Annotated in this window: 14 protein-coding genes and 1 pseudogene; 8 read left to right on the top strand and 7 right to left on the bottom strand. The window is 63.6% G+C overall.

The features are described 5' to 3' along the window. The first annotated feature begins 376 nt into the window (after window positions 1-376). Window positions 377-1,240 (top strand): lytic transglycosylase domain-containing protein, encoded by an 864-nt coding sequence (locus tag AS156_RS03590; protein WP_430641774.1) that lies wholly within the window; start codon window positions 377-379, stop codon window positions 1,238-1,240. 9 nt (window positions 1,241-1,249) lie between these two features. On the opposite strand, the gene AS156_RS03585 is transcribed toward AS156_RS03590, so the two are convergent. Beyond that, on the bottom strand, window positions 1,250-2,419 hold the full coding sequence (locus AS156_RS03585; RefSeq protein WP_066500071.1) for a serine hydrolase domain-containing protein: 1,170 nt from the start codon (window positions 2,417-2,419) through the stop codon (window positions 1,250-1,252). Between the two features lie 68 nt (window positions 2,420-2,487). Further along, the gene (locus AS156_RS43885; protein WP_430641775.1) at window positions 2,488-2,616 is read right to left on the bottom strand and encodes a PACE efflux transporter; all 129 of its coding nucleotides are present in this window, start codon (window positions 2,614-2,616) and stop codon (window positions 2,488-2,490) included. 13 nt (window positions 2,617-2,629) lie between these two features. On the opposite strand from AS156_RS43885, the pseudogene AS156_RS43880 reads away from it, so the two are divergent. Further along, window positions 2,630-2,836: pseudogene (locus AS156_RS43880) on the top strand (hypothetical protein); the annotation flags it as partial. A 30-nt stretch (window positions 2,837-2,866) separates the two neighbouring features. Here AS156_RS43880 and AS156_RS03580 read toward each other — a convergent pair. Next, window positions 2,867-4,057 (bottom strand): acetate/propionate family kinase, encoded by a 1,191-nt coding sequence (locus tag AS156_RS03580; RefSeq protein WP_066500067.1) that lies wholly within the window; start codon window positions 4,055-4,057, stop codon window positions 2,867-2,869. Between the two features lie 22 nt (window positions 4,058-4,079). Beyond that, window positions 4,080-6,500, bottom strand: a complete 2,421-nt coding sequence (locus tag AS156_RS03575; RefSeq protein WP_066500066.1) for a phosphoketolase family protein — start codon at window positions 6,498-6,500, stop codon at window positions 4,080-4,082. A gap of 207 nt (window positions 6,501-6,707) precedes the next feature. Here AS156_RS03575 and AS156_RS41715 point away from each other — a divergent pair, with 207 nt between their 5' ends. The 5 genes from AS156_RS41715 (at window position 6,708) to cynS (ending at window position 10,599) form a co-directional block, all read left to right on the top strand. Beyond that, the gene (locus AS156_RS41715) at window positions 6,708-7,409 is read left to right on the top strand and encodes a helix-turn-helix transcriptional regulator (RefSeq protein WP_066500064.1); all 702 of its coding nucleotides are present in this window, start codon (window positions 6,708-6,710) and stop codon (window positions 7,407-7,409) included. After that, window positions 7,363-7,941: a DMT family transporter gene (locus tag AS156_RS03565; protein WP_430641773.1), complete on the top strand. Its 579-nt coding sequence runs from the start codon at window positions 7,363-7,365 to the stop codon at window positions 7,939-7,941. Before AS156_RS41715 ends, AS156_RS03565 begins: the two co-directional genes overlap by 47 nt. A 96-nt stretch (window positions 7,942-8,037) precedes the next feature. After that, on the top strand, window positions 8,038-8,766 hold the full coding sequence (locus AS156_RS03560) for an SDR family oxidoreductase (RefSeq protein WP_066500060.1): 729 nt from the start codon (window positions 8,038-8,040) through the stop codon (window positions 8,764-8,766). 182 nt (window positions 8,767-8,948) lie between these two features. Then, window positions 8,949-9,983, top strand: coding sequence for a DUF21 domain-containing protein (locus AS156_RS03555; protein ID WP_066500058.1), 1,035 nt, complete (start codon window positions 8,949-8,951; stop codon window positions 9,981-9,983). Between the two features lie 133 nt (window positions 9,984-10,116). Beyond that, window positions 10,117-10,599, top strand: coding sequence for a cyanase (cynS, locus tag AS156_RS03550; protein WP_066500057.1), 483 nt, complete (start codon window positions 10,117-10,119; stop codon window positions 10,597-10,599). 57 nt (window positions 10,600-10,656) lie between these two features. On the opposite strand, the gene AS156_RS03545 is transcribed toward cynS, so the two are convergent. The 3 genes from AS156_RS03545 to AS156_RS03535 form a co-directional block, all read right to left on the bottom strand. Then, on the bottom strand, window positions 10,657-10,869 hold the full coding sequence (locus AS156_RS03545) for a hypothetical protein (RefSeq protein WP_066500048.1): 213 nt from the start codon (window positions 10,867-10,869) through the stop codon (window positions 10,657-10,659). 146 nt (window positions 10,870-11,015) lie between these two features. Next, complete coding sequence (locus tag AS156_RS03540) at window positions 11,016-11,366, bottom strand: hypothetical protein (RefSeq protein ID WP_082747297.1); 351 nt, start codon at window positions 11,364-11,366, stop codon at window positions 11,016-11,018. A gap of 651 nt (window positions 11,367-12,017) precedes the next feature. After that, window positions 12,018-12,341 carry a DUF1476 domain-containing protein gene (locus tag AS156_RS03535; protein ID WP_066500046.1) on the bottom strand — a complete coding sequence of 108 codons (324 nt, stop codon included), beginning with the start codon at window positions 12,339-12,341 and terminating at the stop codon, window positions 12,018-12,020. Between the two features lie 349 nt (window positions 12,342-12,690). On the opposite strand from AS156_RS03535, the gene purC reads away from it, so the two are divergent. Continuing rightward, complete coding sequence (gene purC, locus AS156_RS03530; RefSeq protein ID WP_016843454.1) at window positions 12,691-13,458, top strand: phosphoribosylaminoimidazolesuccinocarboxamide synthase; 768 nt, start codon at window positions 12,691-12,693, stop codon at window positions 13,456-13,458. Window positions 13,459-13,466: the final 8 nt, after the last annotated feature.

Here is a 13,466-nt window from a genome sequence, read left to right as displayed (position 1 = left end):
GAGCCGTGCCGCGACCGCCGGCGCGGCCGACGCAAGCAGAAGAACGACGACAAGGGATCGGAGCATTGTGCATCCCCAGCGTGGATCATTCCGTAAAGTTACGGGAAGCTCCAAAGTTCCAACGCGAACATTCGCATCGCTTCGCGATGGAACAGGGAAGATCGCAGCTTCGCCGCAATCGACTCGTTAAAAAGTCGTTATCGGAAGCGCATTTGCGCGCAACTCACAGCACAATCTAGGTCCTTCCCAGCAAATGCGATTCGTTATCGCGGTGCTCGCCGCGTTTCTCGCCTTGATGATCGATTTCGATCGTTCGCCAAGCCAGGTCTCAGGCGATACCCCAACAAGGCACGCGTCGCCTGTCTCAAAGGACCCGGTGTCCGACGATGTCCCCTTCGCCGCTCGCTTCATTGAAAGCGCTGTTGCCAGCGAGAAACCGAGTTGGCTGATCGATGATGCAGCGGCTGCATCTGCAGGCCAGCCGGAGCAGACCATAGCCGGGCCGCAGGCATCCTCGATCGATGTGTTCTGCCGTACCCTGAAGGATGCCGCCGAAGCGAGCGAGATCCCTGTCGCGTTTTTTGCGCGCCTGATCTGGCAGGAGAGCCGCTTCCGCGCGGACGAGATCAGCCACGCCGGCGCGCAGGGCGTTGCGCAATTCATGCCGGAGACAGCCGCCGAAGTCGGCCTCGACGATCCCTTCGATCCGCTCAAGGCGCTGCCTGCCTCCGCGAGGCTGTTGCGCAAGCTGCGCGACGATTTCGGCAATCTCGGTCTTGCCGCTGCGGCCTACAATGCCGGCAGTGGTCGTATCCAGAAGTGGCTCGCCAGGGAGGGCGAACTGCCACGCGAGACCCGCGACTATGTCCGGATCGTCACCGGAACCAGGGCGGAGGATTGGATCGAGGACGCTGACAGGCTGGCGATCCGGATCGATCTGCCGCGCGAAGCGCCCTGCGAAGGGATCGGTGGCTTGTCCAAGTCGAAGGAGGTGACGTTCGTCTCCGCACTGGCCGCGCCCGGCGTGACCATGATCATCCGCAAGGCCGAGGCCGCAGAGCTGGCGGCAAGGGTTGCAGCCAGCCGCGTGCGCAAGCGGCTCGCGATCCTGCTCAAGAAGGCTGCGCCGGGTGCTGCCCGGCTCGGCAAGGGGCGCCACATCATCGTCGCACAGAGCAAGGCCAAGCCGGCGAAGGGCCGTGCCATTCGCCTGGCGTCGCGCGAACGTTCATCGAGCTGACGCATCGGGTCAGGCCGGAGGCGAGATCGTCCGCAGGACGTCCCTGAACACGCCGTACTGCACCTTGAACGCTTGCGGGCTGTAGTCCTGGTAGTATCCCGCGGTCACCGCGACGACGAGATCGAGCTCCGGGACGATGCGGATCGACTGCCCGCCGCGGCCGAGCGCGCCGATCCAGTGGATCTCACGGCCATTGAGCCGGGCGCGACCGAGCCACCACAGGTAGCCATACGATTGATTGTCCGTGGCCTTGAGCTTCGGTGCCGTCGAGGTCTCGATCCATGCCTTCGACACGATCTGGCGGTCCTTCCAGCGGCCGCCCGCGAGGACGAGGCGGCCGATCTTCGCCATGTCGCGCGGCCGCAGGCGCAATCCGCCGCCGGCATCGGTGTCGCCCTTGACCCGGCTCCACTCCACGCCGGTGATGCCGAGAGGCTCGAACAGAGTCTCGCGGGCGAATTCGTCGAGCGGGCGACCGGTTGCCTTGCGCATGATGGCCGACACGAGCGTCAGCGCGCCGGTGTTGTAGAAGAACTCCTGTCCGGCCGGGGTAGTCACCGGAAGACCGAGTACGTAGTGACATGGGTCCTGCGCCATGTGCATGCGCGCTTCGTCATTGTCGTAATCTCCGGTCGCCGGGGTCGCCTCGATCCACTTCAGGCCCATCGACATGGTGAGCGCATGCACCAGCTGGATGCGGTCCCTTTCCGGGGAACGCATGTCCGACAGCTCAGGGAAGAAGTTGAAGATCGGTTCGTCGACGCTGCGGATCAGCCCGCGATCGATCGCGATGCCGACTGCGAGCGATGCGACGCTCTTTGAAACCGACTTCATGTCGTGCAGCGTATCGGCATCGAAGGTAACGTTCTCCACCCGGCGGCCGTAAAAGCGGCCCGGGACCTCGTCGTCACCCCTGAAGTAGCGCTCGAACACCAGCTTGCCGCCATGGGCGACCAGCACGGCGTGGATACTGGCATCGCTCGCGGCGAGCTGATCAGCCGTCTTGCAGAGCGCATCATGGTCGACGAGCTTGTCCGCATTGCCCGCGGCGACGGGCCAGCCGTCATCTCGCGCAGCAGGAAAACCGCAACCGCCGGACGTCTCGGCGTACACCGGCAACGCGGCGAACGGCGCCAGCGCAGCTCCACCGAGAAGTGACACAAACTGGCGCCGTCTCATGCGATGCTCGTGTTCACACCTGTTGCGACTGATCAAGCGTATCAGATGATTGTGTCAAGCGCGATTGCTCAGGCCGGCAGTGCCAGGCCGGAGGTGCGACCGTGCGTGCTATGCTGAGGCACCAGAAAGACGCGATCATAGGCGATGTTAAACGCGAACGCGTAGACCAAATAAAACGCGACGATGGAGAGATCCATCATCAGCGCAGCCCAGGGCGTCGGCTGGGCGCTGATCCCGGCGCACATCATGGCGAGCTCGCCGGTTGCCGAAGAGCTGGCCATTCCCGAGCTGGAATTCGACGAGGGCGCGCATCCCGTCGCGCTCGAAGTGGTCTGGCACAAGCAGCGGCCGGCGGGGCCAGCGGCAAAATGGCTGCGTCGCCGCTTCGCCGCGCGACCGGCCATGCTCCGGATGTGAAGAGGTGCTCGGCTGCAGCAGCGCCCGACTTTATGCCTTTGCTTGCGAACGGAGCAGCGCTGCGCAGTGCCGCGCGATGCTGGTCTCTTCGCTGGTCGGGATGACCAGCACGTCAACCTGGCTGTCCGCCGCGGCGATGTGCTGCTGCGCCTTTGCGTTGGCTGTCGCATCGAGGCGGACGCCGAGCCAGGCGAGGCGATCGCAGATCTGCTGTCTGATCTCGGCGGCGTGCTCGCCGATACCGCCGGTGAACACCAGGGCGTCCAATCCTGCGAGCGAGTTCGCCATCACGGCAACCCCGGCGGCAACGCGGAAGGTGAAGAGCTCGACGGCGTCTCGTGCCGCAGCTTCCCGGCTTGCCAGCAGCGCGCGCATGTCGGCCGAGACGCCGGAGACGCCGAGCAGGCCGGACTTCTCGTACAGCAGATGCTGCACCTTCTCGGCCGACATCTTCTCTTCCTGCAGCAGGTAGAGCAGCACGCCGGGATCGATCGTGCCGCAGCGCGTCCCCATCACGAGACCGTCGAGCGGAGTCAGGCCCATCGTGGTGTCGACGCTCTTGCCCCCGTGCAGGGCGCACAGGCTCGCACCATTGCCGAGATGCGCCACCACGACACGCTTCCCGGCCGATTGTGGCGCGATCGTAGCGAGGCGGCCTGCGACATATTCGAAGGAGAGGCCGTGGAAGCCGTAGCGGCGGATGCCCCGTTCCTCGAACTGCCGCGGGATCGCAAAGCGGCTCGCCGGCGGCGTCAGACCGTGATGGAAGGACGTATCGAAGCAGGCGATCTGCGTCAGCTCCGGCTGCAGCGATTGCACTGTCCGGACCGGTGCCAAGCAGCGCGGCTGGTGCAGCGGTGCGAGCGGCGTCAATGCGTCCAGCGCCGCAAGGGTGCGCTCCGTGATCGCGACTGGGCGAGAGAACTCGCGACCGCCGTGGACGATGCGATGGCCGACGGCGGCGAGCTTGCCGCCCACGAGATGGTCCTCGATCCAGGCGAAGATATCGGCGAACAGGCCGTCGTCGTTGGCCTCGCCGGCAGGGCGGCGCTTCTCGAACAGCTGCTTGCCCGACGCATCGCTGACCACGATGCGCGGCACCTTCTCCTGCTCGTCGAGCAGGCCCTTGCATTGGAGCTGCGGCTCTGCCGAGCCGATATCGAACAGGCCGAACTTGACGCTGGAGGAGCCGGCGTTGAGCACCAGAACGCTATCGGACATCGGCGGTCTCTTTCGCTGCGCTTCAGCTCCCGGATGTGTGTGCGGTTGTGCCGGCTGCGCCGTAGGGCCAGACCCAGTCGCGGATCTGCGGCATGTCTTCGCCGTGTTCGCGCACGTAGCGGGAGTGCTCGATCAACGTATCGCGGAACTGCTGCTTGATATGCGCCGCCGCGATGTCGAGCCCCGGTACGCGCTCGATCGCCTCGATGGCGAGATGGAAACGATCGAGCTGGTTCAGCACCACCATGTCGAACGGCGTCGTGGTGGTGCCTTCCTCGGCAAAGCCACGCACGTGCATGCCGGCGTGATTGGTGCGGTTGTAGGTCAGGCGATGGATCAGATAGGGATAGCCGTGATAGGCGAAGATCACAGGCTTGTCGCGCGTGAACAGGCCGTCGAAATCGCGGTCGGACAGGCCATGCGGATGCTGCTCCTTCGGCTGCAGCGTCATCAGATCGACCACGTTGACGACGCGGATCTTCAGGTCAGGCAGCGCCTTGCGCAAGAGGTCGACCGCGGCGAGCGTCTCCAGGGTCGGAACGTCACCCGCACAGGCCATCACCACATCGGGCTTCGCATTAGGCGCCTCGGTGCCGGCCCAATTCCAGATGCCGATGCCGGCCTCGCAATGGGGGATCGCCTCGCGCATCGAGAGCCATTGCGGCGAGGGCTGCTTGCCAGCGACGATCAGGTTGATCCGGTCGTAAGTGCGCAGGCAGTGATCGGCGACCCACAGCAGCGTGTTGGCATCCGGCGGCAGGTAGACGCGGACGATGTCGGCCTTCTTGTTGGTGACGAGATCGATGAAGCCTGGATCCTGATGGCTGAAGCCGTTGTGGTCCTGGCGCCAGACATGCGAGGTGAGCAGATAGTTCAGCGACGCGATCGGACGCCGCCAGGACAGCGCGCGCGAGACCTTCAGCCATTTGGCATGCTGGTTGAACATCGAATCCACGATGTGGATGAAGGCCTCGTAGCAGGAGAAGAAGCCGTGCCGGCCGGTGAGCAGATAGCCTTCCAGCCAGCCCTGGCAGAGATGCTCGCTCAATACCTCCATCACCCGTCCGTCATGGGCGAGATGCACGTCATAGGGCTCGATCCCTTCCATCCAGACGCGGTCGGTCACCTCGAACACTGCGTCCAATCGGTTGGATGAGGTTTCGTCCGGGCCCATGATGCGGAAGTTGCGTGCGTCGGCATTCAGCGTCACGACCTCGCGCAGCAGCTTGCCGAGCTCGCGCGTCGCTTCGCCGACCACGCCGCCAGGGCACGGCACGTCGACGGCGAGCTCGCGAAAATCCGGCAACTTGAGCTCGCGCTTGAGCAGGCCGCCATTGGCGTGCGGATTGGCGCCCATCCGGCGATTGCCATCAGGTGCGAGCGCCTGCAATTCCGGCACAAACCGGCCGTTGCCGTCGAACAGTCTGTCCGGCTCGTAGCTCTTCATCCAGCGTTCGAGCTGCTTCAAATGATCGGGATTGTTGCGCGCATTCGCGATCGGCACCTGATGCGCGCGCCAGAAACCCTCGACCTTCAACCCGTCGACCTCTTTCGGTCCGGTCCAGCCCTTCGGGCTACGCAGCACGATCATCGGCCATCGCGGCCGCTGCAAGTCTGCTTGCTTGTCGCGCGCGCTTCGCTGGATCGCGCGGATGCCGGCGAGCGCGGCATCGAGCGTGTCGGCCATCAGCCGGTGCATCGCAGGCGGATCGTCGCCCTCGACGAATAGCGGTTCGTAGCCGTAGCCGATGAAGAGGCTGCGAATCTCGTCATCGGTCATGCGTCCCAGCACGGTGGGGTTGGCGATCTTGTAGCCGTTGAGATGCAGGATCGGCAGCACCGCGCCGTCATGCACCGGATTGAGGAACTTGTTGGAGTGCCAGGAGGCTGCAAGCGGGCCGGTCTCGGCCTCGCCATCGCCGACCACGCAGGCCACGATCAGGTCGGGATTGTCGAAGGCGGCGCCGTAGGCATGGACCAGCGCGTAGCCGAGCTCGCCACCCTCATGGATCGAGCCGGGCGTTTCCGGCGCGGCGTGGCTCGGAATTCCGCCGGGGAAGGAGAACTGGCGGAACAATTTGCGCAAGCCGTCCGCATCGCACGTTACCTCCGGATAGATCTCCGTGTAGGTGCCCTCGAGATAGGTGTTGGCGACCATGCCGGGCCCGCCATGGCCGGGACCGCAGATATAGATGACGTCGAGATCGGACGCGCGGATCGCGCGATTGAGGTGGGCATAGATGAAGTTGAGACCCGGCGTGGTACCCCAATGTCCGAGCAGCCGCGGCTTGATGTGCTCGGGCTTGAGCGGCTCCTTCAGCAGCGGATTGTCGAGCAGATAGATTTGGCCGACCGAGAGGTAGTTGGCGGCGCGCCAGTAGCGGTCGAGCAGTTCCAAATCGTTGGCGCGGGGGCGCTCGCCTGGGGGTGTCGTCAGCTGCATGCCGATCTCCTTGCAGAAGATGCGAACAATGACCCCCGAGCCCGCCGATCTGTTCCATCGATCGCGAGGTTAGAATGCAAATATGACGGCAGCTTTGAGCGGGGTCAAAATCGCGCGGCCGATGGCGTTGGTGGTTGAGCGATGAAGATGACAACCGGATTGCAGCGGTCATTGCCGTTGCATGAGAATGGCTTAAGATTTCCGCAAATGCGCGTTTCGTGGAACTATCGTCCCTATCACCGCTCCGTCTCGATCGAAATGGGGCGGCTCGAGACCGCTTACCCGGTTGCCCAGACGGCCCATTTCCACCCTGACGTCCAGATCGCCGCGGCGACCTGTGGATGGCATGCCTATGCGACTCCGCTGGGCGAGTTCCGCGCATCGCCGGGAGACATCGTCGTACTCCCGGCCGGCCTGCCGCACGCATCGCATGGCAGCGCAGCGTCGATCGTCACCCACCTCTATCTGCCAGGCGATCATCCAGCCGCGCGCGGCATCGTGATGCCGCAGATCATTCCCCGCACACGAGCGCGATCACCGGATGAGCTTCTCGATGCCGTCGGATCGGTGCACAGGGACGCGCGCTGCGACAGCCGGTCGGCGCCGATGGCCGCACTGCCGGAGCAGGTTCTGGACCACGACCTCGATGTCGGCGCGATGGCCGCGCGGTTCGGATATTCGACCGACGGATTCATCAGGGCCTTCAGGCGGCAGTTCGGCATGACGCCGGCGGCCTATCGTCTTGCCGATCGGCTGGCGAAGGCGCGTGCGCTGCTCAAGAACGCCGACGCGGTCGCGGACGTTGCCTACGCGACATGCTTTGCGGACCAAAGCCATTTCGGACGGCTTTTTCGCAGGGCCTATGGCGCTACGCCGGCGGTCTACCGATCGGCATTCGCGCCGAGGTGAGACGGTCGATTTCGTTCCAGACGGACTGACGGCCTCCTTAGTAGCGTGGCATCACGATGTCCGCTCAAGAACCAACCCGTCACGGTCGCTCATGAACGCCTTTGCACCTCTCCTGGTCGTCGCAGCGGGCTGCTGCGTCGGCTTCCAGCAATTGTTGAATGCGAATCTCGGAAAGACGCTCCAGTCTGCCTGGTGGTCGGCCTTTGTCAGCTATCTTGGCGGGACGATCGCGCTGGCGGTGCTCCTCGTCATCCTGCGCGTACCGTTTTTCAGCTTCGCATCTGCCACGCGCGCGCCCTTGATCGCGTGGACTGGCGGCGTCTTCGGCGCGGTGTTCATCGCCACCAGCGTGTTCATGATCCCGCGCCTCGGCGTCGCGACCGTCGTAACCCTGATCGTCGTGGGCCAGCTGCTCAGCTCGCTGCTGTTCGACCAGTTCGGCCTGCTGGGCACGCCGCAGCACCCGGCGACGCTGGTTCGGCTGCTCGGCGCCGCATGCCTGGTTGCCGGCGCCGCATTGGTCCGGGCGTGACGTCTGCGCGGCCTCCGCGTCGCGCGTTGCGGAAACGACAGCACCGCCGGGGACTGCTATATTGCCGCGCGGGGTGATCAGAGCAAGGTGAAGACGATGGCGGGAGAGTTGGCGGGCAAGGTCGCTGCCGTGACCGGAGCGGCATCGGGCATCGGATTGGCGAGCGCGGAGGCGATGCTGGCGGCGGGTGCGTGCGTGGTGATGGTCGACCGCGACGAGGCGGCGCTGAAGCTGCTCCGCGACAAGCATGGCGATGCGATGATCCTGCTGGTGATCGACCTGCTCGACCCGAAGAGCTGCGCCACGCTGTTGCCGGCGGTGCTCGAGAAGGCCGGCCAGCTCGACATCCTGCATGCCAATGCCGGGACCTATATCGGCGGCGACCTGGTCGATGCCGACACCGCGGCCATCGACCGGATGCTGAACCTGAACGTCAACGTCGTAATGAAGAACGTGCACGACGTGCTGCCGCACATGATCGCACGCGGGACGGGCGACATCATCGTCACGAGCTCCCTGGCCGCGCATTTTCCGACGCCGTGGGAGCCGGTCTATGCGTCGTCGAAATGGGCGATCAACTGCTTCGTCCAGACGGTGCGGCGTCAGGTGTTCAAGCACGGCATTCGCGTCGGCTCGATCTCGCCCGGACCCGTCGCCAGCGCGCTGCTTGCCGACTGGCCGCCCGAGAAGCTGAAGGAGGCGAGGGACGCGGGAAGTCTGCTCGAGACCAGCGAGGTGGCCGACGTCGTGATGTTCATGCTGACGCGGCCGCGCGGCGTGACCATTCGCGACGTCGTCATGCTGCCGACGAATTTCGATCTCTAGCGCAAGGCGAAGCTGCGATCGCCAGGCGGCGCTGCGATCGACGGTCGGCGCAATCGGCTCGTCGTGCCGACCCGAGCGGACGGCTCCGCTCTAGCTTCACACGTATCACGACGCGGTCATTCGGCTGTCACCTCGCTCGACTTTGATCGCGCAGCGAATCCGCAACATCGAGGTGGGCGTCCATGGCTTTTCTTGGCACTATCTCGACCTGGATCGGTATCGCCGCCTGCGTCCTGCAGTCGGCCCTGTTCGCCGGCCTGAATCTCGCGGTGTTCAGCCTCAGCCTGTTGCGGCTTCAGATCGAAGCGGACAGCGGCAAGGCAAGCGCCGCGCGCGTGCTCGAGCTGCGCAGGAACGCCAACCAGATCCTGGCGACCATCATCTGGGGCAACGTCACGACAAACGTGCTGCTGACATTGCTGTCGGATTCGGTGCTCGCCGGCGTCGGTGCGTTCCTGTTCTCGGCCTTCGCCATCACCTTGCTCGGCGAAATCTTCCCGCAGGCCTATTTCTCGCGCAACGCGCTGGCGATGACCGCGCGGTTTCTGCCGTTCCTGAACTTCTATCGCATCGTGCTGTTTCCGCTGGCGAGGCCGACCGCGATGGTGCTCGACTGGTGGCTGGGGTCGGAAGGCATCTCCTATCTGCATGAGCAGGACATCCGGCAGATGATCGCCCGCCATGTCGTCGACGGCGGCGACATCAGCAAGGTGGAGGCGACCGGCGCGCAGAATTTTCTCGACCTCGACGACATCTCCGTGTGCGACGAGGGCGAGGTCATCCATCCCGACAGCATCCTGAGCCTGCCGCTGGCCAACCAGCGCTGCGTATTGCCGAAATTTGACCGCGTTCCCGATGATCCCTTCCTGCGCCGGATTGACGCGTCCGGGATGAAATGGGTGGTCGTGACGGATCTTGCCGGCGAGCCGGTGTTCGTGCTCGATGCCCATCATTTCCTGCGCGATGCGCTGTTCAACCAGCTGGAGAGCGATCCGACCGCCTATTGGCACCGGCCGATCATCGTGCGCGACGCCAAGGCGCGGCTCGGCGACGTCATCGGGCTCATGAAGGTCGTGCCGGAAACGCCCGGCGACGACGTGATCGAGCACGATCTGATCCTGGTCTGGAGCGGTCAGAAGCGCATCATCACCGGCTCGGACCTCCTCGGGCGCCTGTTGCGCGGCATCGCGACGGTGGAGAAGCGGTCGGCGGCGTAGACCGCAACAAGCTGTACGGCGGCGCTGCCAGCGCGTTTGGTCGCAGGCGCGAGCGGCAGGGCCTGCGAGGCCATGGAATTGCTGGCATACTCCTTGCTCGTTGCTGGACAGTGCAACGCCAGGGAGACGACCCATGAAACGCGAAGACCTCACCGAGAAGCTGCTCGACATCAAGCGCGAGAAGGGCTGGAGCTGGAAATATATCTGCGAAAAGATCGGCGGCTATTCCGAGGTGCTGATAACGGGTGCGATCCTCGGCCAGATGAAACTGACGAAGCCGCATGCCGCCAATGCCGGCGAGCTGTTCGGCCTCTCGAAAGCCGAGATCGCAATGCTGAACGAGACGCCGATGCGCGGCATGCCGATGCCGCCGACCGATCCCTTGATCTACCGCTTCTACGAGCTCGTGATGGTCAACGGGCCGGCGTGGAAGGCTCTGATCGAGGAAGAGTATGGTGACGGCATCATGTCGGCGATCGACTTCGACATGGTGATGGAGCGGTTGCCGAACCCGAAGGGCGATCGCGTCAAGATCACGATGTCAGGCAAGTTCCTGCCGTACAAATATTACGGCGCCAGCGGCAACGTGCCGGAATACGGCTTCAAGGAAGGGTAAGGGGCGAATGGTGAATAGCGAGTAGCGAGTGGATTTCTATTCGCTACCCGCCACTCCCTATTTGCCTTTCGCGGCGGCGAAAGCCGCGCGAACATGCTTCACCGGCGTCAGGTCGCGAACGTAGGTGAACGATCCCATCTCTTTCATCTCGCGGGCAGCGTAGCAAGCGTGCCGCTCCATCGCTCCGCCGACGCGCTTGACGCCGGCGGCAGAGAGCTGCTCGACGGTCAGCGTCGGATCGGCAAAGCCCATCGCGTGGTTGAAGAGCATCTGACGGCGAGCCACGATATCGTGACGGTGACGCGACGCGGCGGTTTCTTGAGCGCGGCGTCGCGGCTGCTGCTGAAAAATATCCGTGCCGAATATGGCGGTCCGAAGCCGTCGGCGCGTTGACGAACGAACCGCCGCCTTCGCTGCTAGGCCGTAACGACCTGCACTGCGTAGGCGTAGGGTCCGTTCGGGCTGCGCTGCGCATTCCACGCGCAGTACCAGCCGCTGCCCCAGGGAAGGCCGGTGTCCCACCCGTTCGAGCTGACGTTATCCCACTGCCATGCTCTGACGTTATCCTGGGGGTTGGCCGGGAAGAACTGGCCCGAATAGACCATGATCTGTCCCTGCTGGGCCCTGAACGGCGCGGTCGTCTGCCAAGACAACCAAAGGTTGCCGTGCAGCTGATACGCGCTGAGGTACCAGGTGTAGGAAGCGGACGGGGTTTGGACCGCCTGGGCCTGATCAGTAATGTGCCGCGTCGAAACCATCTCGTTCATCTCGAAATCTCCCTGAGGTTGTGTTATCAATGAGGTCGATCTTAGATTTTGAAAACTATACATGCAACCAAAGATTGCTCACAAAGTGGTGTTGCGAAGGAAGGTGTATTGCGAAACATTGCCGCCTATCGGCTTGGCTTGAATGTTTCGAAGCGAGGCGAGTGCCGTGCTCGCGGCGCCGGACGCTCTGTACTCGAACATGACTTTAAGGAGGAGCGAGCTGACCTCATCGCGTCGTCATTGCGATCCAGTGAATTGCGCCAATGCAGCGTGTGATTGTCTAGGTTCATCGCCGCGGTGCGAACCGTAACGACGTTGCGCATCTCACGGTTTCGCTCTGACCCCCTGATGAAGTGGATCACTGTTTCGATCCGTTCACGAGGTTGTGTATTTATTCGATATAAACGTTAGGATGTTGCGCGACGCGGTCCAGCGGGCGCGTCGGGGCGGGTTCGGTATGGAGATTGGCGCCGGGGGCAATCCGCGCAGCGGCGACCGCGGCCTCGGGGAGGACGGCTTGCAGCAGTACGGCTAACAGCGCGCGCGATGACGCAGCGGTTCTATTTCAGACTTCCAGTGGCCACCGGCAACAGAAAAGGCTCGCCGCCCAGGGCGACGAGCCGTCCAGTGATCCTTGAGCGGCCATTGCGCCTACGTCCCCGCCTTCACCTGCGCCACGGCTTGCGCGAGCAGTTCGTCCATCTTGGCGCGGATATCGGCCTCGGTGACGGCGTTGCCCTTGGCGTTAAGGTCCTTCAAAACCTTGTGCAGGACATCGTTGTCGCCGGCTTCCTCGAAATCGGCGGCCACCACCTCCTTGGCGTAGGCATTGGCGGCGTCGCCCGCGATCCCGAGCTTTTCCGCGGCCCACAGGCCGAGCAGCTTGTTGCGGCGGGCTTCGGCCTTGAACTTCTGCTCTTCGTCGAGGGCGAACTTCTTCTCGAAACCTTCCTCGCGCTTGTTGAATTCGTTCATGGCCGAAGTTCCAATCCCCTGCTGAATGGTGGGCCGCAGCTCGTTGCGGCAGCCTCGATCCATGCCTAAATATGCAGGCAGAATCGGCAACACAACGAGCCGTTAAGCCGCAGGCAAAACAGGCGGAATCGGCCCCTTATGATAGGGCGGTATAAGTTGGTCCGAAGGGGTCGTATCGATTGTGCTGGATGGGCCAATCGGGTACGTTGCCAGCAGGCTTGGTTCTTGTTCTGTTTCCGGTTGGAATACCAAGGTTCCAGGCCTCCGCGGCAGCTCCGTCGTGGGTCGTAACCCCAAGTCATCCGGAGCACCCAAATTCATGGATTTCAACAAAACACGGTACATCCCAATGAGCCGTCGACGCCGTATTTATGAAGGCAAGGCCAAGGTCCTCTATGAAGGCCCAGAGCCGGGAACCCTGATCCAGCACTTCAAGGACGACGCGACCGCGTTCAACGCCAAGAAACACCAGGTGATCGAGGGCAAGGGCGTCCTCAACAACCGGATTTCGGAGTACCTGTTTCAGCACCTCAACGACATCGGGGTGCCGACCCATTTCATCCGCCGTCTCAACATGCGCGAGCAGCTGATTCGCGAGGTCGAGATCGTGCCGCTCGAGGTGGTGGTGCGGAACGTCGCCGCCGGCTCGCTGTCGCAGCGCCTCGGGATCGAGGAGGGCACCCAGCTGCCGCGCTCGATCATCGAGTTCTATTACAAGAACGACCAGCTCAACGACCCCATGGTGTCGGAAGAGCACATCACCGCCTTCGGCTGGGCCACGCCGCAGGAGATCGACGACATCATGGCGCTCGCCATCCGCGTCAACGACTTCCTGACCGGTCTCTTCCTCGGCATCGGCATCCGCCTCGTCGACTTCAAGATGGAGTGTGGCCGGCTGTTCGAGAACGAGATGATGCGGATCATCGTCGCCGACGAGATCTCGCCAGACTCCTGCCGTCTGTGGGACATCAAGTCGAACGAGAAGCTGGACAAGGACCGCTTCCGCAGGGATCTCGGTGGTCTCCTGGAGGCCTATACCGAAGTCGCCAAGCGGCTCGGCATCCTGATCGAAAATGAGCGGCCGGCCGGCAGCGGCCCGGTGCTGGTGAAGAGCTAAGGGGCGAT

The sequence above is a fragment of the Bradyrhizobium macuxiense genome, from assembly GCF_001542415.1.
Lineage (GTDB): Bacteria > Pseudomonadota > Alphaproteobacteria > Rhizobiales > Xanthobacteraceae > Bradyrhizobium > Bradyrhizobium macuxiense.
This window is presented reverse-complemented; position numbering and strand designations above follow the sequence as displayed.